This is a genomic window from Trichocoleus sp. FACHB-6 (genome assembly GCF_014695815.1).
Lineage (GTDB): Bacteria > Cyanobacteriota > Cyanobacteriia > Cyanobacteriales > FACHB-T130 > Funiculus > Funiculus sociatus.
The window spans coordinates 1-20008 of record NZ_JACJOY010000027.1; the positions used below are offsets into that span (position 1 = coordinate 1).

Genomic DNA, 20008 nt, shown 5'->3' on the forward strand with positions numbered 1-20008 from the left:
TTATGAGTTATTGCCAGAAACATCGGAGACTTTTATTTATCTGGCAATGATCCGTATCATGGTCAGGCGGTTGGCATAATATTTAACCCCTCACCACTTTTCAAACATCCTCTAAGCAAGACGCAGGTATAAACCTTAAGGTTTATACCTGCGTCTTTTTTGATTTTTGGTAACTCTATGGAACCTTTTATATGGTGACTTGTAATTCTCAACTCACTATTGATACTCCTTAAGTATTTAGATGTCCTTAGTACCTGCTGATGCGTGGTTTTCAGTATTTCATATTCAATCACCAAGATTTCATACCTGGCTCTTAGTGCTTCGTATCTATTCATGAAGTGGCTATTCCTATTTGCTCTTCATTCAATAATGATATTTGAGCCGTTAAAACCAACTGGAGGGAGCGATCGCTTTTTACAGAGTACAAACAGCCAGATATCCCCGTCGCAGCTTGTATTGGGGGAAATCCTCGCACAATGCTACCCGTGTAACCCGTTCAAACGCGATTTTCAAACCTGCTTGATGGCGTGGATGATACAGCAACGAAATACATTAAACTAGCGATCGCATTCTTTAAACTACCGCTTTTAAAGTGCATTGATCCACACCTCTAAGAGTGTCCAGAAATGCGAACACAGCCGGACTTTGAAGGGAATTCGCCAGCACCGCCACTCTAATTACTCTCTCTAAAGGAACTGGTAAACTGTAAACCTGCACTTCTGGCGGTAATGGTTCGGCAGCAAGACGAGGAAGAATAGCTGCTCCTAAACCTTGCAAAACCATACCAACCGTTGTCGAATCTTGCTTAACTTCATAAGCAGGATTTACATGAAAGTTTAAATTTACCAAATGTTGCCGAAGCAAAGCGTAGCAGGCATTGCCGTAAGCCAAGATTAACGGGTAAGTTGCCAACTGCTCCCACGTAATTTTGTCAGTCTCTAGTTTGGGAGTCGGAGGCAGTACAACAATATACTCATCCCGCAAAATTTCCCAGCCTTCAAATTCATCACCACCGGGTAAAGCCGTGAAGCCAATATCAGCATGACCGTCGCGCAAAGCTTGTTCTGCACCCAGATAATCAGAATGTTCGATGATGCTGACGGCAATTTTTGGGTAGCGATCGCGAAACCGAGCAATCGCAGCTGGCAAAATGTGAGTTGCTACGCTGCGAAAACAAGCAATTCGCACACTCCCCCCATGCAAGCCTTTTTCTAAATTGGCTTCTTTCTCTATTGCTCCTAGCAGTTGCAGCACGCTTCGCGCATGATCGATGACTCGTTCCCCTACGGGTGTGAGATGAGCGCCGTGACGACCTCGATAGAGCAAAATCACACCTAATTCTTCCTCTAGGGTAGCGATCGCATGGCTGATCGCTGACTGTGAAAGTTCTAAATGCAGCGCGGCTTCGCTGAAATTGCCGTACTCTGCGACTGTAACCAAGGCACGCAATTGGGAAAGCTTTATCCGACTGCTATTGATTTCATTCATAGACGTTATGAAGGTAATGTATGAATTTTGCCAAAAGTCTTCATCCTCTATCTATGAATTTTATTCATACTAACTATGCAAATATTACTTTGTTTATCAAATAAGCAATTGTTAGATTTAATTTATCAGCTAAATTTGTTTCTGCAATCTAACAGCCTTGGTTTGTTTGCCCAATATTTTAAATTCCATTTTGTGGCATAACATCACCCATCTGGGTGATTCAAATGGGTGATCTTACAGCGCCATTAAAGCTAACTTTTGGCACTTCTGGGACATTTTCTAAGAAAGATGTTCCCAGGCTGAAGTGAGATTATCCGTTACAAATTGGGAAATAAAACAAGTTGGCTATACCACACCTAATGAAAGCAAAATCAGACATTTAGCGATTTACATTTCCCATAAGGTACTTTTTTATGCAACCTTACATCAGTGAGTTAGACAGACAAAAGCTGGAAGATATTTATGCTAAACAATACCAGCAGCCAGCCAAAGAATCAAAACTATCTTTGGTACTGAATAAAATTTGGCAGCTCTTGATTACCACTTTCACCAAAGAGCCAGAAATGAAAGTTTGGCAGCGAAGCGATCGCTTCGGTAATACTTGGTGGGAAGCCTACAATCCTGCTACTGGTCGCTCTGCCACTTTTGGCAATGAAATAGAACTGTTGAGCTGGATTGAAAAGAGTTATTAAGGATAATTTAAACCAGTTTCAGAGGTTAAAGCAATGAAACTTTCATCTAACAACATTCCTAAATTAAGTTCTCAACAGATTGAGGAAACCGACAATAAAAAAGGAAAATATTCTACTCTGCTTCGCCCGTTGAGCGCGTTTTGGCGGTTTAGCTATTATTATGCCGAATAAAAAGACCGCAGCAGAGGATAGTGAATAACTTTTGGGCGAATCTCATGAAGACTTGGCGGATGCTACATTAACGCTTGAGTGCTAAAGTCAAACCATCAGCAATTGGAACGAGACTCAGAGAAACCCGTTCATCACCGTGCAATTTTTCATTAAAAGCTCTAATGCCTTTAGTGCTTTGATCCTGAACTTGAAGATCGGCAACTCGTCCAGACCACAAAACGTTATCGATGACAATTAGACCACCGCGACGGATTAATTGTAGCGATCGCTCATAATATCCGTCATAATTCCCCTTATCAGCATCAATGAAGGCAAAATCAAACGTTTCCGCCTGTCCAGATGCCAACAATTGATCCAGGGTCTCTAGTGCTGGTGCAATACGCAGCTCAATTTTATCCGCCACCCCAGCCGCCTGCCAATATCGCCGCGCTACCGAAGTGTACTGCTCACTGACATCGCAAGCGACAATTTTACCAGTCGGGGGAAGGGCAAGGGCAACACACAAAGAGCTATAACCAGTAAATACGCCTACTTCTAGCGTTTTCGTAGCACCCAGCAACTGCACCAAAAGCGCCATAAATTGACCTTGTTCTGGTGAAATTTGCATTCTGGCTTGGGGATGATTGGCGGTTTCTTGTCGCAGTTGTCGCAAAATTTCTGATTCGCGCAAAGAAGCCGATAACAGATAATTGTAGAGCTGGTCATCCAAGCCAAGGGCCTTTTTTGTTGACATCATAGATTTATAACTTAAAGACACCCACAGCCTATACTATCGCTTAAAAGCGCCGCCCCGTTCACGGGTACGAGGCGTATAGCAGGGTTATAAAAATTGGGTGGAAGATGTCAAGGAAACAGAGGAGAAGTAAGAGGGCGATGGTGCGGATATTCTTGACCGTGATTTTGGTAGGATTGCTGACAGCTTGTGGTGTTGCTGCACCGCTACTAAATAGCCAACTGATAGAGAAAGCGATCGCATTTCAAGTCAGTCAAACTCAAAAACAGCTAAGTCAGCAGTTGAACCAGCCAACCCCCAGTGTTCAAATTAGTCAGCTGCGAATTAAGAAGCAGGAATCCTCGATAGTTAACAAGTTACCCACTTACCACCTTCAGGGAACCTACAACCTTAACCTCGAATTCCCCAGTCGTCAGGTGACTCAAAAGCAAAACCTTTTTGATGTTTACCTGCAAAGTCAAATTGAGGGTAAAACTTGGCGTTTGTTGATTCCCGAATCCACAACTGAAGATGCTAAACCTATTTGGCGCAGTTATTTAATTCCTCCCTTGTATTAAATGATACGGTTGGCGAATCTATAAATCTTAAACTGCGTCCGGGCGTACCTGCCTAACCTACGCAGATTAAACTGGTGTGAGTGAGTGAGTGTGTGAGGAGTAAGTTTAAATGCTGAGTTGGGAGCAGACTCCTAGAGAGATATCCCCCGAAGGGTATCTAAATGCTGCCATGCGCAGCGATCGTTTACAGACGCTACGCGACAAGGTATCCGCCCCGCTACGCGATCGCGCTTGGGTAGAAATTGATTTAGCCGCTTTAACTCATAATGTGCGGCAATTGAGACATTTTCTATCGCCGCAGACGGAACTAATGGCGGTGGTGAAGGCTGATGCTTACGGTCATGGTGCCATAACTGTTGCCCAAACGGTTTGTGAAGCGGGTGCTAGTTGGTTGGGTGTGGCTACGATTCCAGAGGGGATTCAACTGCGAGAAGCTGGGATTGAAGCACCGATTCTGATTTTGGGCGCGAGTAATACTCCAGAACAAGTACAAGCGATCGCCCACTGGAATTTGCAACCTACTTTGTGTACGCCACAGCAAGCTTTGGTATTTTCAGAGACACTAGGCATTGAAAATCGTTCTTTATCAGTTCATGTAAAATTAGATACCGGAATGTCACGGCTTGGCACCATCTGGCAGCAAGCCGCTGAGTTTGTCCAGCTAGTGCAACGGTTGCCACATCTGAAAATTGCCAGTATATATTCTCACTTGGCAACCGCTGACAGTCCAGACCCCACAGTGATGAGACAGCAGCACGAACGGTTTGAGGAAGCGATCGCCTTCATCGAAGCCACTGGTATTAAAGGGCCGAAACTACACTTAGCAAATTCCGCCGCCGCCTTAACTGACCGCTCCTTACACTACGACATGGTGCGAGTCGGTTTAGCTACTTACGGGCTTTACCCAGCGCCGCATCTAAAAGCCATTAACCTCAAGCCAGTTATGCAGGTAAAAGCGCGTATAACGCAAGTAAAAGATATTGCATCAGGTACTGGTGTCAGCTACGGTTATCAATTTATCGCCAGTGAGAATATGCGCCTCGCCGTTGTTGGCATTGGCTACGCCGATGGTATTCCTCGCAATCTCTCCAACAAAATGCAAGTTTTGATCCGAGGTCAGCTAGTGCCGCAAGTGGGGGCAATTACGATGGATCAGTTGATGCTGGATGTCAGCGCTATTCCCGACTTGCAAACTGGCGAAGTTGTCACTCTACTGGGGAAACAGGGAGAATTTCAAATTTCCGCCGACGACTGGGCGGCGACTTTAGGCACAATTTCCTGGGAAATTCTCTGCGGCTTCAAGCATCGTTTGCCTCGCGTAGCAGTGGGTGAAGCACTGGAAATTTCAGATCAAGCTGCATCATCTTAACTTTTCTATCCCTGTTAGATACAGGAAGAACCTCACAAAAACCCCTCTTTGCTGGCAAAGAGGGGTTTTTGTGGCTTGCAGCTTTCTTAGTCCCACTTGGGAGGAATGGCACTTAACTTTTGCCCGGAACTTTAGTTCAGGCTGAAAGCTAAAGTCCGCTTTAACGGACTGAAAAGCCTGCTATATATGGGTTGCAACCCGTTTGAATGGGTTGAAGCTTTGAGCTGTGAAATAAATTTCACAGCTCCACTTTAGAGCGATCGCACATCTCGCAGATTAAATTTCTGGAAAATGCCCAAGCTCTATTGGAGTAGAACATAACTGCACATTGGACAATCTATCCAAAGTCTTAAATAGTGAATTTGAGGAAAATATGAGAATAGTCAAGAATGTTTTAGTCAATACTCAAGTAGTTGCCTTGACGGGGCTTGTGGCTACTTTGATGCTGTCAGCAGCACCTGCTTCTGCACAGTCAAAAATTCCTCAGCGTGAAATGTCTTATTGCATGGCAACGCTGACCGGTCAAACTCCGGGGGCGCGGGTTAATTTGCGTTCCGGCCCTGGCACAAACTATCAGCAGAAAGGCTATGGACTTGTGGGCGATCGCGTTCACATATTACGAGAGTCCGGTGGTACCCCTCAAGATTTAGCAGTCGTTGAGAATCGCCAAGGGTTTTCTTGGTACAGAGTTGGGTTTCCTAAAAGTGGCGCTCGTGGTTGGGTTCGCGGAGACTTCATGACTCCTGAATGCTTCAACTAATCTAAGTTGCGCTCAAAAATGTCATTTTAAGCGAAGCATCTTTGAGGCGCTTCGCTTGATTCTTTTACCAGTATTGCCCCCTAGTCTTTAAAAAGGGGGGTATTCTCAAAGCCCCTTTGGGTTTGGGCAAAGCAAATGGGTTGGGCAAACTGTATTCAGCGATCGCAGGCTATCGGGGATAGAATTATTTTACTTGCCAATTTTTATTCCTTAAACTTGTTAAAATGCGATATTGCCATTCACCCTGAATAAATATTCCTTGGCGTATCCTTCAATAACAAATCCCAATCTTTTTATAGCAATCCTATTTGAGTTTTCAGATTACTACCCCTTCAGATACCCGACTTCTTAAAGAAGTCGGGTATCTCGCCTTCACGAATCATTTAGGACTGCGATCGCACATTACCACTGCGCTGATTGTGGGGTAGATAAAAAAAGATATATTGATTGGAAGTATAAAAACGATTGAGAATGGATAATTTTTCTGTTGAGACTGCATCGCAGTTATGGAACTACCTGGTTAATCAAACGTACTTTAAGATTTTACAGAACCTTCTCTGGGCGGCTGGGATTCTGCTGCTCACACGATTAGCCGTAGGTTGGATAGGTGGTCTTACCCGCAAAACACTCAGTCGCACAGAACCAACTCTACGCAAGTTTCTGGTTCAGGTAGCGGAGATTTTTACGCTGGTGGTCGGAATCGTGGCAGTTCTCAATAAGTTGGGAATTCAGACAACCAGCGTAGTTGCGGTGCTGGGGGCTGCTGGTTTAGCAGTGGGTTTAGCATTGCAGAATACCCTATCCCACTTTGCTGCGGGTGTGATGCTAATTAGTACGCGCCCGTTTGAGGTAGGAGATTTTATTGAAGGTGCAGGGGTTGCTGGTGTGGTAGATGCTATTGGGACTTTCTCTACTACGCTAATAACGCGAGATAACGTGGTGATTACGGTGCCGAATGGTCAATTATTTAGTGGAAATCTCAAAAATACCTCCGCACTGGGTAAGCGACGAGTGGATTTGGAAATTGATATAGGCGATCGCCCGATTGAACCCACGATAACTCTACTTTTATCCCTAGTTCAACCTCATCCCTTAATCTTGGATGAACCAAAACCTACTTGTCACGTTTCCTCAATCTCAGCAACAGGGACAGTTTTATATCTACGTCCTTGGTGTAGTACGGAAGCTTACGATCATGTGCGTTCGGAAGTGCAACAACTGGTTAAAGAAGCACTGCGGACTGACTCGCCAGTATAAGCTAAGAGCGATCGCTATCTGTCTCCTTGCTTCCCTGAATCGGAATTTCAATCAAAAATTCTGTGCCTTTTCCTGGTTCAGACAGACACCTCAAGACTCCTTTATGCTTCTCGACCACAATTTGATAGCTAATTGATAATCCTATTCCCGTCCCCTTGCCTACAGGTTTTGTGGTAAAAAACGGATCGAATATCTGTTCTCGGATCGCTTCCGATATCCCAGAACCATTATCAGCAATGCTGATTAAAACAGAATTTTCTACCACCTCGGTGCGAATGCGAATTGTAGGCGTTTTTGACTGGGGATTGGTGATTGGGAATTGGGAAAAGGAAATTTCATTCTTCTGTTTCCCAGTCAAGAGTCCCCATTCCTCAGTTTCCATCTCCAGCGCATCAATAGCATTGCTCAAAATATTCATAAACACCTGGTTCAGGGGGCCAGGGTAGCATTCAACGGGTGGAAGGATGCCGTACTCTTTGATTACTTCAATGCCGGGATTAACCCCTGTGGCTTTGAGTCGATGCTGTAAGATTAATAGCGTACTGTTGATACCTTCATGGATGTCAACACGTTTCTTTTTTGCTTCATCCAACCGGGAGAAGCTGCGTAGCGACTTAACGATTTGATGGATACGGTCGGTACCCACTTTCATAGAAGACAGGGTTTTAGGCAAATCTTGCGTGATAAAATCCAAGTCAATCGCTTCTGCTTTTTCTTGGATATCTAAATCGGGATTGGGATAGCGCTGTTGGTAGAGAGATAACAGCTCGAGGAGCTCGCTAACGTAGTCATTAACATAGGGCAGATTGCCGTGGATGAAGGTGACGGGATTGTTAATCTCATGGGCGACACCAGCAACCAGTTGACCCAAGCTTGACATTTTTTCACTCTGAATCAGTTGAGCCTGAGTTTGCCGTAATGTTTTTAAAGTTTGCAACAGACGCTTATTAGTCTGGCGGAGTGCCTCTTCTACTCGCTGACTCTTAGCGATGGTACGTTCTAACTTAGTTACATTAATCCGTAGATCCAGCTGGGCGATCGCTTGACGACCCAATCTTTGCAGCGCATCCAGTTGTGCTGGCGTTAGATTGCGAGGAACCCGGTCAAGCACGCACAGAGTACCGATTCCAAAGCCATTGGCTGTTACTAGGGGTGTTCCGGCATAAAACCGGATATCGGGGCCATGTGTCACCAACGGATTATTGGCAAATCGCTCATCTTCTAAGGCATCTGGCACAACCAGCATTTCATCCGGTTTGGATATAGCATGGGCGCAGAAAGCAATCTCTCTAGGGGTTTCGGTTGCTTCCACGCCGATTTTTGACTTAAACCACTGTCTATGAGCATCCACCAAGCTGATTAAGGCAATAGGAGTGCCGCAAATCTGGGCTGCCAAAGCTGTTAGATCGTCGAATGCCTCTTCCGGGGGAGTATCGATAATTTTGTACTGATTCAGCTCTTTTAGCCTTTCTTCCTCGTTGAGAGGCACTGGAGGGCTTTTACTGACTGCTTTGATGGGCGGGGTTGGCTCCGGGATGGCATCATTTGTAAGGTTTGGTTCGCGCCTTTTAGGAATTGACTGGCGATGCCTTGTTCTGGAAAAATGAATGTAAAGAGCTTGAATACATTCATCAATAAAATCCAATATTCTTTGAAAAAGCCTTTTCACACTTGGGTTATAAACGCTTATTTAAGGTTATGGTAGATCATTTATTATGACTACTATTTTGTACATAGACCCAAGTTATACAACTACGCAAATAGGCTTAAATTTTCTCAGCTAAAAAGCTGAATGTGAAAAAAACCTCCAAGGCTGAGTACAGCGAGGAGGTTTGTAGGGTTTTTTAGGGCTGTTTTATCCTCGTTACGGTAGATCAGTGTACCTACCGTAGCGAGAAACAGGTTCGCCAGAGCTAATTTTAGGCACTAACTGAACTCAGCTCTTTTGCTGGTTCTTCCAATAAATGAGTGTAGAGTTCACCCAGTTGCGATGCCACGCCATCCCAGCTGAACTGCTTCTCTACCCGGACTCTAGCTTTCTTACCCAGTTCTTTAGCCCATTCTGGATTTGCCAGAATGCGGTCAATGGCGACGGCAAAAGCTGCATCATCCTTGGGAGGAGCCAGTAACCCAGTTTCTTCGGGTACGACGGTGTACTGGAGTCCACCGACATCGCTGGCGACTACGGGTGTTTCGGAAGCCATCGCTTCAATTGCTACTAAACCGAAGGGTTCGTAGTGACTGGGGACAACGCAGACATCGGCAGCGGCGTAGTAACTGGGGAGGGTATCGTCACCCAGCCGTCCGGGGAAGGTGGTGATGTCTCGCAATCCCACTTCGCCTACAATTTTTTCGATGCGATCGCGTTCGATGCCATCACTTTGACCTGGACGAGATCCGCCACCGATAACTAGCTTCAAGTTTTGATCGCGCATCTGTGACTTGCCAACGGCGCGAACCACGGTTTCAATCCCTTTACGACGATCAAATCGACCTACATAAAACACTACTTTAGCGTTTGGGTCGATTCCTAGTTTCTCTCTTGCTGCTTCGCGGTTAACTGAACCAAACTTGCGGATATCGGTGCCACAGGGGATGATGTCGATGCTGCCTTTTGTGGAAACAAGCGATCGCATATGTTCTTTTTCCTGCGGGCTTGTTGCTACAATTCGATCCGCTTTCTCTAATACCTTCTTCTCTACTTCTAATCGGGTAGTGGCAATTAGAGGAATGGTTGAAACCGACTTATACTTAACTGCTCCCAAGGAGTGGTATGTATGAACTAACTGGATCGGTTGGATTTTCTTTAGCTCCATTCCTACCCAAGAAGAGAGCCAATAATTAGTGTGTACTACAGAATATTCAATACCTTCTTGCTGCTGAAATTTTAGCAGTTGTTCCACAAACGTTGGCAAATACTCGAACAAATTGTCTCTCGGCACAAATTGTTCAGGACCTGCGCTTAAGCGAATCGTTCGGCAATTGGCACTATGTTCAACAATAGTGGGTTGCTCTGGACTCACTTTGCGGGTAAACATATCCACCTGCCACCCTTGTTTAGCTAGTGCCTCACCCACCTGCCTTACATAAACGTTTTGTCCGCCTGCTTCTTCCTTGCCAATTTCAATTGCTGGATCTCCGTGGACTGAGATTAGAGCAATGTGTTGTTTTATCGTGGATAGCATATGTTTTGTTGGTGTTGAAACTCAACGATGTTTAGGGCGTAGGTTGATATTTTACTCAGGTGCCTCTTTAGCCCACTGAAATTTTGAGTTTGATATTTTACTGTTATCTAAATTTAGCTCACCGAATCTTAAAGAATCTTCATGAGCTATTGATTATTAGGATATAACCTTAACCTGATGTTCAACATCAACTACTGGGGGGAATCTGCCAGCCTACTCATTTCCCACCTGGGAAGTAGGGATGAGTAAATCTGACTATTTTGGCACCTTCCCAAAGGAATAAAAAATTTCTATAAAATGAGATAGATTCTTGAGTGCGATCGCGAAGTGTATGCGCGTTAGCCCTACTCACGCTCAATGCTGTTGTTTCTGGGACTGAGTAAATGACCATTTCCTTGCTAGAACTGTATTATTTGAATCATTAAGCCCATATCGTTACTGCCCCTATGCCTAATTTTAGTTTATTTCTTTAAAAAAGCAAAAAAAGCTTGAGGCGAACGGTTGCAATTTATTAAAACCTGCTATTATATATAATTGTCACCCTGGAGAGGTGGCTGAGTGGTCGAAAGCGACAGATTGCTAATCTGTTGTACGGTTGGTAACTCCGTACCGAGGGTTCGAATCCCTCCCTCTCCGTTTTTGAATATATAACCCCTGTCAGCTCGTTGCGATGTTCAAGGATTGCAGCGTTGCGGATATATTGCGGGTATAGTGAGTAACTTAAGATAAATAAAATATTTAATTTCCCTTGCGGACTGTGGAAGAGTTGAGCAAACAAATGGATAAATCAGCAACAGCTTCACGGATCAAACCTGGTCGGGCGATCGCTTTGTTCATTACCACATTAGCTACAGGTTTATTGACCGCGGCTTGTGAGAATACTACCCAAAGCAGCAGTAACCCACAAACGAGTAGCCCCACCGAGACAACAACTGCTGCCCCAGCCACCAACGCCAAAGGGCTCAAACTTGGATCGCTGCTGCCGACAACAGGCGATCTATCCTCAGTTGGACAACCCTTACCGGATGCCGTCCGGTTGTTAGTAGACACTGTAAACCAGTGCGGTGGTGTCAACGGCGAACCCGTGACATTTATTCCTGAAGATGACCAAACCGATCCTAATGCTGGCGCAGCAGCAATGACCAAACTGGCGCAAGTAGACAGAGTTGCTGGTGTCGTTGGTTCCTTTGCCAGCAGCGTCTCTACTGCTGCCCTGCCTATAGCTGTACGCAACAAAGTAATGTTTATTTCTCCAGGCAGCACCAGCCCTGTATTTACAGAACGAGCCAAAACAGGAGAATATAACGGCTTTTGGGCGCGGACTGCTCCCCCCGATACCTATCAGGCGCAAGCGTTGGCAAAATTAGCCAGCGAGAGAGGCTTTAAGCGGGTTGCCACTGTAGTCATCAACAACGATTATGGTGTTGGCTTTGAGAAAGAATTTGTGCAAGCCTTCAAAAAACTTGGTGGAACGGTTGTCAACGAAGGTAAGCCGACTCGCTACGACCCGAAAGCCGCCACATTTGAAAGTGAAGCCGCAGCAGCTTTTAATGACAAGCCTGACGCTGTGGCAGCTGTTCTCTACGCCGAAACTGGTAGTTTGTTCTTGAAGTCTGCCTACGAGCAAGGTTTAAGTAAAGACGTGACGGTGATGCTCACCGATGGTGTCTATTCCGAAGACTTTCCCGAACAAGTGGGTAAAAGCAGTGACGGTAAGTTTATTTTGGATGGAGCAATTGGGACAGTTCCTGGTGCTAATGGCCCAGCTTTAGCTGAGTTCACCAAGTTATGGAAAGACAAGACTGGAAAGGAACTGAGTGCTTATGTTCCTCACGGTTGGGATGCCGCAGCTTTGATGGTACTCGCCGCAGAAGCCGCTAAGTCGAACACTGGGGAAGGCATTAAAAGCAAGGTTCGCGATGTTGCTAACGCCCCAGGCACAGAAGTAACTGATGTCTGCAAAGCTATGGAGTTAGTGCGGAAGGGAGAAGATATTAACTACCAGGGAGCCAGCAGCAACGTGGATATCGATGCCAACGGCGATGTAGTCGGTAATTACGATGTCTGGAAGGTAGAACCGGATGGCAAAGTAGACGTAACGGGTAAAGTTAGCCCTCAATAGAAGGAGGAAAAAGGTAAAAGACAAAATTAAGAAATTCTTTTTTTTGCCTTTTACCTTTTACTTTTTTTTAGAAGCCGGAGAAGGTGTAACCAACACCAACCATTAGCCCTACTGGTATTTCATCGTCTTGAAAACCGACATTTAAAGCCGCTGTTGCTGTAAATTCGCGTGACAAGGGAACATCGACACCACCAGTAGCTAGGAAACCAATAGTGCTGTCATCACCTGTAGAAATGGTCACGCCGCCACCAACGTAAGGGGCGAATCTAAGAGTTTCAAATGGGTCTGTTTGCCGGATGTTAAAGTCGTAAGTGACGGGAATCAAAAAGGTGGCATCGTCACCGATTAACACCGAGGGACGTACTGACAGAGTGTTGCTAAGACCGATTTTGCTAATTATCGCGAAGCTGCCATCACCCAATGCGGTATCACCGCCAAAACCGATATTAACTCCAGCTCCGATGTAACTACGACCGGAACGGGTAGCGCGACCAAGTTCGATGTCTGTTTGGGCAACTTTGTTTTGCGATCGCGTTTCTGAACTTGTCTGTTGAGGCTGCTCTGTTAGAGCAGCGGCAGAGGTGCTTGCGCCTGGAAATGGTTTATTTGCCACCAGATCGGCAGCTGTTCCGGTTCCATTTGCCGCCGAGCGATCGCGCATCGAAGGCAGAGCAGTTGCATCTGCATTCTCATTGATAACTTTCTCTTGGCTGCTGTCTTGTGGCAAGACTGAAGCAGTTGATTCGGTAGCGATTTGGACACCTAAAGCTGCAACGGCTGGGTTGCTTTCTGTTAGGGGGATCGCCGCTGGGTCTGTCGCTGCTTCCACCGCTACAGGTTCTGAATCCACGGTGACAGCAGTCTCCATGTCGGTGATGGCATCGGGTGTCTCAGCTTGCGCTGACAACCCACCACCTACGACACATAGAGCTGTCAGACCCAATAGGAAAGAAACGTGCTTGAAAAAATTAGTATTCACGGACACTCCTCCAAAATTTACTAAAAAACTTACCAAAGCCCAACTTTACAGCCTATTATCACGGAAATTATAATTCCATGACGTTAATTTAGAAAATTTTCCAAATTTTCGCTACCTACCAGGGAATAAACTTGGCTGCGAATTGGGAATTGGGGATTGGGGAGAATAATTTAGGGTTTAGGCTTCACCGTTGGGAGAAAGACTGCCCATTGCGGCGACGAATTGCTGGGAGAGAAAAGGCAAAATCGCTTTGTTTTGGCTGTTAGTTTTGCCTTCGGTAAAGGCAACTAGCAGAAAAGGTTGCAAGCCTGGTATCTCAATGTAGGCAGCATCGTGACGCAAACTTGAAGTCCAACCAGCTTTAGACCACAATTGGGCTTTTTGGGGAAGTCCGGCACCTAAGAAACCGCGAACCTGATTTTCTTCGTTGGAGGTTTCATCGTCTTCTAGTTTGAGGCTGCGTTTCATCAGGCTCATCATGGCTTGCGATCGCGCACTCTCAACCGCCACACCACCGACAATGCTGTGCAGCAGCCTCGCTGTGGCATTCGTCGTCACCATATTGCGATTCTCCATCATCTCCCCCACAAATACCCGTTCTCGCCCATACGGACCATCACCCCACGTTTTTTGATTGACATTGATGGTTTCCATCTCTGTCCAACCGAGGGATTGAAAGTAGCGATTGACAATGTTACGCTGCTGCTTCCAGGTTTCAAATGGCCCAGGCGGTAACTCTGGCCCGCTAGTTGTCCCAGTCAAGACATCCAGAACTAAACTGGTCGCATCGTTGCTGGAATCAATTATCATGTCGCGGATGGCTCGTTCTAACTCGGTTGAGGTTTGGATCATGCCTGTTTCCAGCCATTCTTGTACGGCGACGAGATAGAACAGTTTCACGACGCTGGCTGGGTAAATTCGCTCGACACCGCGATAGCTAAAGCCTCGGACTGGGTATTTCCAAAATTCCGCTGCACTGAGCGCACCACCAGTATTTACTGGCACAGGGGGATCGTAAACTATCCAGGTAAGGGCGATTTGGTTGCGCGCTAAACTGGGAAATTCTGCCCAGGCGGTTTCTAAGATGCGATCGCCCAGTTTTTCTAGTTGTTCGTTTTTTTGAAAAAATGTCATTTGATCAGATGTTAAATGTCAGTTGTTGATTAGTTTTTACCACCAAGAGAGGTCGCACTGACTAATGACCATTGACCAATTGTGTGAGTATCGTTGCCAAGTTAATCTGAATCTCTATGATTCCCCCAACTGTACTCGTTTGGCAACTCAGGCAGCATCTGGGCGTCACTTGCGGGTTTCGTCGATGTACGATACAGCTTTGCAGGTGTGCCTGTGCGAGGATGACTATACAGCCTGGTTAGCGATTGAAGACAAGAGCAAAATTGAGCAGGCGAAAACGCCTTATCAAGCGATCGCACTCTCCAGGGCAGAAATCCAAAACCGCTTACACAAGGTAATTGCCTTTACCCTAGCAGCAATGCAACAGCCTAATTATTACCTGTGGGGTGGTACACTCGGCCCTAACTATGACTGTTCTGGGCTGATGCAGGCAGCTTTTGCCTCGGTAGGGATTTGGTTGCCCAGAGATTCCTATCAGCAAGAGGCTTTTGTAGAGACGCGAAATTTTGCGTCTCTACAACCAGGCGATTTAATTTTTTTTGGCGTTAATGATAGAACAACCCATGTAGGTTTGTATCTAGGCGAGGGGCGTTATATTCATAGTTCCGGTAAAGAGCAGGGGCGCAACGGAATTGGAATTGATTGCCTCTCACAACAGGGGGATTCCATTAGTCAGTCTTATTATGAACAGTTGCGTTCTTGTGGGCGAGTGGTTGCAAGTTATCAGCCCCTGTCATAAAGAAACTAAATGATTTGTGAAGCCAAGATACCCGACTTCTTGAAGAAGTCGGGTATCTGAAGGGCTGGCTCACAACTCTGATCTTGATTGCTATAGTAGGCTAAGTTTAGGAACGTCGCCCAGCACTCATATAGCAATCTTTGCCGGAGTTGGAAATTTTTTTTGTTTATAGTGCAGGCATCACGAGAGCGATAGGCTGTCTGATCTGTGAGATTGTTATAGTTGGGTTTCGCTACCGATTAACTCAACTATAGCTCTAACTCTGCACTGTTAAATTTCCCCTTTCTTCTGTTATAACTATCGTCTTCATTGCTCAGCACTTTTCTTCTCTAGCCGCCAGAGATTTGCACGTTTATCAACGGTCTTTATTTTATAATCTTTTTCCAGTTTAGAGTTTAATTCTTTGGAAGTATTATATACAAATATATCGCTGTAGCCATCAGGAACCTGAGGAATATTTGGCTCAATTACTAATTGAAGCCGCACTTTTGAATCTAGAAGATAGCTAAGAGACAGTAAATCACCTGGATTCAGGGAATTATTACTACTAATTAAAAGTGGGCGACTAGCTTGGTTGATTATTTCAGCCCTGTTTATATTGTAATGACTAGCTCCCTTGTTCCACCACGCCTCTGCTTGAGAACTCATGGCACATGACAGAACACCGCCCGAAAACAGCAAAGCCGCGATAACTTTCCATATTTGCTGATTTGATGAACGAATGGAGAAAATTTTAGCAGTCAAAAGGTAAGCTACAGCCAACTGACTTCCTAAATAAAAGGGAATTAAATATCGGGATCTTGTACTCAACTTCAATCCGAAGATTAAATCCGGAAGAATTAGACCTATTAAGCTTATCCCCACCAAGCACAAAATAAATAACGCACCTTTTTTTGGAGCATTACGATAAACGAAATAAACCGCGTATCCTACCATTATTAAAATTAAAGGAGCTGAATATAAGCCTAATTTAAAATCTAGAAAAACCTGCCCAAGGTCACTAGAAAAAGTTTGTAACCTAGAAAATATGTTTACAGCTCTTTGACCGCTACTTGTATTTTTTTCAATATTGCTCAAGTTAGCAATAAACACTAATGTCCAGGGAACAAAGGTGAGACATCCAGCCAAAGATGCAACTATATAGGCGGTAGATATCTTATTCAATCGACGTTCAACAATAGCTACATAGATTCCATGTGCAATTGCTACCAAACCAGACATGAGAAAAGTATAAAAGCCTAATGACAAACTTACTGCGTAAAGTCCCCAGCTAGACTTTGTTTTTAGACGGATTGCTCGCAATAGTGCCGCGCTTGATAGTAAGATTGTCACTATCCACAAACTATATTGTCTTGCTTCTTGTGCGTACAAAACGTGAAAGGGCGAAATACTAAATAGTGCTATGCTCATCCATCCGAATAGCGATGAATTGAACAATTCCAGGCATAACCAATAAACCAGGGGAAAAACTAAGAGGCTAATAGCAGCAGATAAACTTCGCGTTGCTGCTACCGAATCACCAAACCACTGCGTCCAAAATCTGGCGATTAGATAATACAGAGGCGGATGTTCAGCATTTCCTGCTAAAGCATTCATTGTGTCTTTTAAGTCTTTTTCAGGATTAAAAGTCTGGTACTTTTGTAAATCTGCGGCGCTGATTACCTGTCCTTGAAAAAGTTGCTGAACATATTCGGAGTGCGTATGACCATGAATCCGTAACGAGGTCATAGTTTCATCGTACCAGTAGACTTTACGATCCAGATTAACAAACCGGAAGAATATGCCTAAGAATAACAAGGTGATAACTAAAAGTTTTAACCAATTTGGAGGCAGTTCCCAACTTTGACTTAGTTGCTCTTTTCTTTTGTCTTTTTCTTTAGTGAGTACGGCCTGATTTCTAATTTCTTGCTGTAGAACTTGCTGGTCATTCTGATACATATTAATACCATCCGTTCTAGTAGATGTTTTGCTTGTGAGTGTGAACCAACTCTCTGCCGTTGCAGTCACATACCCCGTACTTCCACGTATAAAAAATACTCTAAATACAGAAACAGGTTGAGAATTATGCTTAAACCGTAAAATTACTGAATTTATTATTGTGGTACATCCTAAACAAGTCCAAGGAAATACTGCTATCAATGAGAGGAATCTTTACTCAATCTTTACAATTGGGGTGGTTACGAGAATATATATAAATTTTGTGTAAAGCAAATGGTTAAACTAAGTAGAAATGCTGGGTGTAGGACAAACTGTGAGTAATCTAAATTTTGTGGCTAGTGGCTTCTAGCAGGCTGAGCTTTTGCAGACTGCTGACTCCGGCAGGATCTGGCAATATAAGTAAACGTCAAGGAATCAAGCTTACATAAGCAAATTTGGTTTCTCCTGAAAACATATTTGCGGTGAGGAATTCTGGGTGAAACGCAGTATTTATAAGGCTTTGGCACTCAAGGTATCAACATGAACACTTCGTCAATTTCACAGAACGCTCAAAGACAGGACATCTCAAGCCTGATTAGTCCAGAATTATCGGTGGTGGTTCCGGTGTATAACGAGGTGGAGAGTTTGCCTCATCTGATTGAAGCGATCGCTACCTCGTTGAAGGAAATGGCTTTCAGCTACGAAATTGTTTGTGTAGATGACGGTTCCACAGATGGCTCCGCAGAATTACTTAAATCTCTGGCACAAACCCGCACCGACTTAAGAGCAGTGCTGCTGCGTCGCAACTACGGCCAAACTCCGGCGATGTCAGCGGGGTTTAACTATGCGCGAGGCAAAGTAATTATCACAATGGATGGTGACTTGCAGAATGACCCGGCTGATATTCCCCGGCTATTGGCAAAGTTAGAAGAAGGCTATGACTTGGTAAGTGGTTGGCGAAAGAATCGACAGGATGCTGCACTGAGTCGCCTACTTCCTTCCAAAATTGCTAACTGGCTGATTGGTAGAGTTACGGGTGTGGAGTTACACGACTACGGTTGTTCTCTGAAAGCCTATCGCAGCGAACTGGTAGCAGATATGAACCTCTACGGCGAGTTGCACCGATTTTTGCCCGCTTTGGCTTTCATTGAGGGGGCAAGAATTGCTGAGATGCAGGTACGTCACCACGCCCGTAAGTTTGGGCGCAGTAAGTATGGGATTTGGCGGACTTTTCGCGTCGTGATGGACTTGCTAACTGTCTACTTTATGAAAAAGTTTCTCACCCGTCCCATGCACGTGTTTGGGCTGTTTGGGATGGTAGCGATCGCCTTGGGAATACTGTTGGGTTGTTATTTAACTTTCTTAAAGCTGGCTTTGGGTCAAAGCATCGGCGATCGCCCGTTACTAATTTTGGCTGTCGTACTTCTGGTGACTGGCGTACAGCTATTTAGCTTTGGACTGCTGGCAGAACTGTTAATGAGAACTTATCACGAATCGCAAGGACGACCAATCTATCGGGTGAGGGAAGTAGTCGGAGAAAACGGTAACAATAGTAACAAGATAGATGGCTAAAGATTAAGAAGGAATTACGCTTTGAAAGTTTTTTGGACGCTAGAGCCACAAAGTCGCCGCAATCTGCTGATTTTATTTACGGCTGGGCTATTATTTTGGTCTAGTATGGCTTCTTTGCTGCCGACTCTGCCTCTGTATGTAGAGTCTGTGGGCGGAACGACGCAACAGATTGGTGTGGTCATGGGATCGTTTGCCATCGGGCTGATTCTGTGTCGTTCGTGGCTGGGACGTTTGGCAGATCGGCGCAGTCGAAAACTGGTGGTGCTGATTGGGGCGGTAGTAGCTGCGATCGCGCCTTTAGGTTATCTAGTTGTAAATTCGATTCCCCTGTTGATGGTGCTGCGGGCGTTCCACGGTATCAGCATTGCAGCTTTCACGACTGGTTACAGCGCCTTGGTGGTGGATTTGGCTCCGGTGTCCAAGCGGGGCGAGATAATTGGCTACATGAGCTTGGTGACACCAATTGGGATAGCAATGGGGCCGGCAATTGGCGGTTATCTACAGGCTGGGGCGGGCTACACACCGCTATTTCTGGCCGCATCTGGCTTGGGAATTTTAGGTTTAATTTGTGCCACTCTTGTCAAGGAACCTGGTATTACTAAAGAAACACTTGCTTCTCAGGTATCTGCTGGTTCAGAAAATCCTGCCCAGTTTTGGAAGCTACTAGCCAGCCCCCGCTTGCGAACTCCAGCTATAGTTTTGCTGCTGATTGGTTTGTCGTTTGGAGCGTTGAGTACCTTTGTGCCTTTGTATATTAAGGCGATTAAGGTTGACTTAAATCCTGGGTTATTTTACACAGCAGCAGCGATCGCATCTTTCATCTCCCGCATAATCGTTGGTCGCGCCAGCGATCTTTACGGACGCGGAATATTTATCACTGGCAGTATATTTTGCTATGCCATAGCGATGCTAATTCTTTCTTTCGCTGACACACCATCAAGCTTTTTGCTGGGTGGTTTTCTAGAAGGTGCAGGATCGGGAACGTTAATGCCAATGATAATTGCCTTAATTTCTGACCGTTCCACCGCCCAAGAAAGAGGTAAAGTTTTTGCTTTGTGCATTACTGGATTTGATGTCGGGATTGCGATCGCTGGGCCTGTTTTAGGTTCTGTTGCTGAACCTCTCGGCTATCGGGGAATGTTTATTATTACGACAGCTCTTTCATTCCTAGCTCTTATCGTCTTTGCCACATCTTCCAGCAAAAATATACCCCATTCACTCCGCTTCGCCATAGGCAGAGAAAAGGATGTTTATGCTTTGAATAAGTAAGTAGTGATAAAGATGCTAAGCTCCCCGAACGGCAGATAACCTCTTGGACTCAGCCGAATGCTCT

17 protein-coding genes and 1 tRNA gene are annotated in these 20008 nt (G+C 45.1%); 11 read left to right on the plus strand and 7 right to left on the minus strand.

What is annotated here, in order from left to right; genetic code table 11:
• Window positions 1-573 precede the first annotated feature (573 nt).
• Window positions 574-1488 carry a LysR family transcriptional regulator gene (locus tag H6F66_RS05560; RefSeq protein WP_190419071.1) on the minus strand — a complete coding sequence of 305 codons (915 nt, stop codon included), beginning with the start codon at window positions 1486-1488 and terminating at the stop codon, window positions 574-576.
• Between the two features lie 413 nt (window positions 1489-1901).
• Between H6F66_RS05560 and H6F66_RS05565 the strand changes: the two genes are divergently transcribed.
• Window positions 1902-2180 (plus strand): hypothetical protein, encoded by a 279-nt coding sequence (locus tag H6F66_RS05565; RefSeq protein ID WP_190419073.1) that lies wholly within the window; start codon window positions 1902-1904, stop codon window positions 2178-2180.
• 33 nt (window positions 2181-2213) lie between these two features.
• Window positions 2214-2351 (plus strand): hypothetical protein, encoded by a 138-nt coding sequence (locus H6F66_RS05570; RefSeq protein ID WP_190419075.1) that lies wholly within the window; start codon window positions 2214-2216, stop codon window positions 2349-2351.
• A 67-nt stretch (window positions 2352-2418) separates the two neighbouring features.
• Here H6F66_RS05570 and H6F66_RS05575 read toward each other — a convergent pair whose 3' ends face one another.
• The gene (locus H6F66_RS05575; protein ID WP_242017768.1) at window positions 2419-3087 is read right to left on the minus strand and encodes a class I SAM-dependent methyltransferase; all 669 of its coding nucleotides are present in this window, start codon (window positions 3085-3087) and stop codon (window positions 2419-2421) included.
• A 104-nt stretch (window positions 3088-3191) separates the two neighbouring features.
• Between H6F66_RS05575 and H6F66_RS05580 the strand changes: the two genes are divergently transcribed.
• The 4 genes from H6F66_RS05580 (at window position 3192) to H6F66_RS05595 (ending at window position 7027) form a co-directional block, all read left to right on the plus strand.
• Entirely contained in the window at window positions 3192-3641 is a 450-nt protein-coding gene (locus H6F66_RS05580) for a hypothetical protein (protein WP_199295414.1), read from the plus strand.
• 169 nt (window positions 3642-3810) lie between these two features.
• Window positions 3811-5010, plus strand: a complete 1200-nt coding sequence (gene alr, locus H6F66_RS05585; protein WP_199313305.1) for an alanine racemase — start codon at window positions 3811-3813, stop codon at window positions 5008-5010.
• Between the two features lie 373 nt (window positions 5011-5383).
• Window positions 5384-5770 (plus strand): SH3 domain-containing protein, encoded by a 387-nt coding sequence (locus H6F66_RS05590; protein WP_242019295.1) that lies wholly within the window; start codon window positions 5384-5386, stop codon window positions 5768-5770.
• A 471-nt stretch (window positions 5771-6241) separates the two neighbouring features.
• Window positions 6242-7027: a mechanosensitive ion channel family protein gene (locus tag H6F66_RS05595; protein WP_190419080.1), complete on the plus strand. Its 786-nt coding sequence runs from the start codon at window positions 6242-6244 to the stop codon at window positions 7025-7027.
• A 1-nt stretch (window position 7028) separates the two neighbouring features.
• On the opposite strand, the gene H6F66_RS05600 is transcribed toward H6F66_RS05595, so the two are convergent.
• Window positions 7029-8672 carry an ATP-binding protein gene (locus H6F66_RS05600; RefSeq protein WP_242019299.1) on the minus strand — a complete coding sequence of 548 codons (1644 nt, stop codon included), beginning with the start codon at window positions 8670-8672 and terminating at the stop codon, window positions 7029-7031.
• Between the two features lie 274 nt (window positions 8673-8946).
• Entirely contained in the window at window positions 8947-10212 is a 1266-nt protein-coding gene (locus H6F66_RS05605) for a glycosyltransferase family 1 protein (protein ID WP_190419082.1), read from the minus strand.
• A gap of 544 nt (window positions 10213-10756) precedes the next feature.
• On the opposite strand from H6F66_RS05605, the gene H6F66_RS05610 reads away from it, so the two are divergent.
• Window positions 10757-10848: transfer RNA gene (locus H6F66_RS05610), tRNA-Ser, on the plus strand.
• Between the two features lie 142 nt (window positions 10849-10990).
• Complete coding sequence (locus H6F66_RS05615) at window positions 10991-12334, plus strand: ABC transporter substrate-binding protein (protein WP_190419083.1); 1344 nt, start codon at window positions 10991-10993, stop codon at window positions 12332-12334.
• Window positions 12335-12401: 67 nt separating this feature from the next.
• On the opposite strand, the gene H6F66_RS05620 is transcribed toward H6F66_RS05615, so the two are convergent.
• Together H6F66_RS05620 and H6F66_RS05625 are read right to left on the minus strand one after the other, a co-directional pair.
• Complete coding sequence (locus tag H6F66_RS05620) at window positions 12402-13313, minus strand: hypothetical protein (protein ID WP_190419085.1); 912 nt, start codon at window positions 13311-13313, stop codon at window positions 12402-12404.
• Between the two features lie 177 nt (window positions 13314-13490).
• On the minus strand, window positions 13491-14447 hold the full coding sequence (locus H6F66_RS05625) for a serine hydrolase (RefSeq protein WP_190419087.1): 957 nt from the start codon (window positions 14445-14447) through the stop codon (window positions 13491-13493).
• Window positions 14448-14511: 64 nt separating this feature from the next.
• Between H6F66_RS05625 and H6F66_RS05630 the strand changes: the two genes are divergently transcribed.
• Window positions 14512-15186: a C40 family peptidase gene (locus tag H6F66_RS05630; RefSeq protein ID WP_190419089.1), complete on the plus strand. Its 675-nt coding sequence runs from the start codon at window positions 14512-14514 to the stop codon at window positions 15184-15186.
• Between the two features lie 306 nt (window positions 15187-15492).
• Here the strand turns inward: H6F66_RS05630 and H6F66_RS05635 are convergent, their stop codons facing one another.
• Window positions 15493-17193, minus strand: a complete 1701-nt coding sequence (locus H6F66_RS05635; protein WP_199295413.1) for a glycosyltransferase family 39 protein — start codon at window positions 17191-17193, stop codon at window positions 15493-15495.
• Between the two features lie 450 nt (window positions 17194-17643).
• On the opposite strand from H6F66_RS05635, the gene H6F66_RS05640 reads away from it, so the two are divergent.
• Window positions 17644-18675: a glycosyltransferase family 2 protein gene (locus H6F66_RS05640; protein ID WP_190419092.1), complete on the plus strand. Its 1032-nt coding sequence runs from the start codon at window positions 17644-17646 to the stop codon at window positions 18673-18675.
• A 21-nt stretch (window positions 18676-18696) separates the two neighbouring features.
• Window positions 18697-19944 (plus strand): MFS transporter, encoded by a 1248-nt coding sequence (locus H6F66_RS05645; protein WP_190419094.1) that lies wholly within the window; start codon window positions 18697-18699, stop codon window positions 19942-19944.
• The last annotated feature ends 64 nt before the right edge of the window (window positions 19945-20008 follow it).

What these genes read in the sequence shown, in the direction of transcription:
- H6F66_RS05560 (WP_190419071.1), bottom strand. Translation starts at nt 1,488, where the DNA reads ATGAATGAAATCAATAGCAGTCGGATAAAGCTTTCCCAATTGCGTGCC.
- H6F66_RS05565 (WP_190419073.1), top strand. Translation starts at nt 1,902, where the DNA reads ATGCAACCTTACATCAGTGAGTTAGACAGACAAAAGCTGGAAGATATT.
- H6F66_RS05570 (WP_190419075.1), top strand. Translation starts at nt 2,214, where the DNA reads ATGAAACTTTCATCTAACAACATTCCTAAATTAAGTTCTCAACAGATT.
- H6F66_RS05575 (WP_242017768.1), bottom strand. Translation starts at nt 3,087, where the DNA reads ATGATGTCAACAAAAAAGGCCCTTGGCTTGGATGACCAGCTCTACAAT.
- H6F66_RS05580 (WP_199295414.1), top strand. Translation starts at nt 3,192, where the DNA reads ATGTCAAGGAAACAGAGGAGAAGTAAGAGGGCGATGGTGCGGATATTC.
- alr (WP_199313305.1), top strand. Translation starts at nt 3,811, where the DNA reads ATGCGCAGCGATCGTTTACAGACGCTACGCGACAAGGTATCCGCCCCG.
- H6F66_RS05590 (WP_242019295.1), top strand. Translation starts at nt 5,384, where the DNA reads ATGAGAATAGTCAAGAATGTTTTAGTCAATACTCAAGTAGTTGCCTTG.
- H6F66_RS05595 (WP_190419080.1), top strand. Translation starts at nt 6,242, where the DNA reads ATGGATAATTTTTCTGTTGAGACTGCATCGCAGTTATGGAACTACCTG.
- H6F66_RS05605 (WP_190419082.1), bottom strand. Translation starts at nt 10,212, where the DNA reads ATGCTATCCACGATAAAACAACACATTGCTCTAATCTCAGTCCACGGA.
- H6F66_RS05615 (WP_190419083.1), top strand. Translation starts at nt 10,991, where the DNA reads ATGGATAAATCAGCAACAGCTTCACGGATCAAACCTGGTCGGGCGATC.
- H6F66_RS05625 (WP_190419087.1), bottom strand. Translation starts at nt 14,447, where the DNA reads ATGACATTTTTTCAAAAAAACGAACAACTAGAAAAACTGGGCGATCGC.
- H6F66_RS05630 (WP_190419089.1), top strand. Translation starts at nt 14,512, where the DNA reads ATGACCATTGACCAATTGTGTGAGTATCGTTGCCAAGTTAATCTGAAT.
- H6F66_RS05640 (WP_190419092.1), top strand. Translation starts at nt 17,644, where the DNA reads ATGAACACTTCGTCAATTTCACAGAACGCTCAAAGACAGGACATCTCA.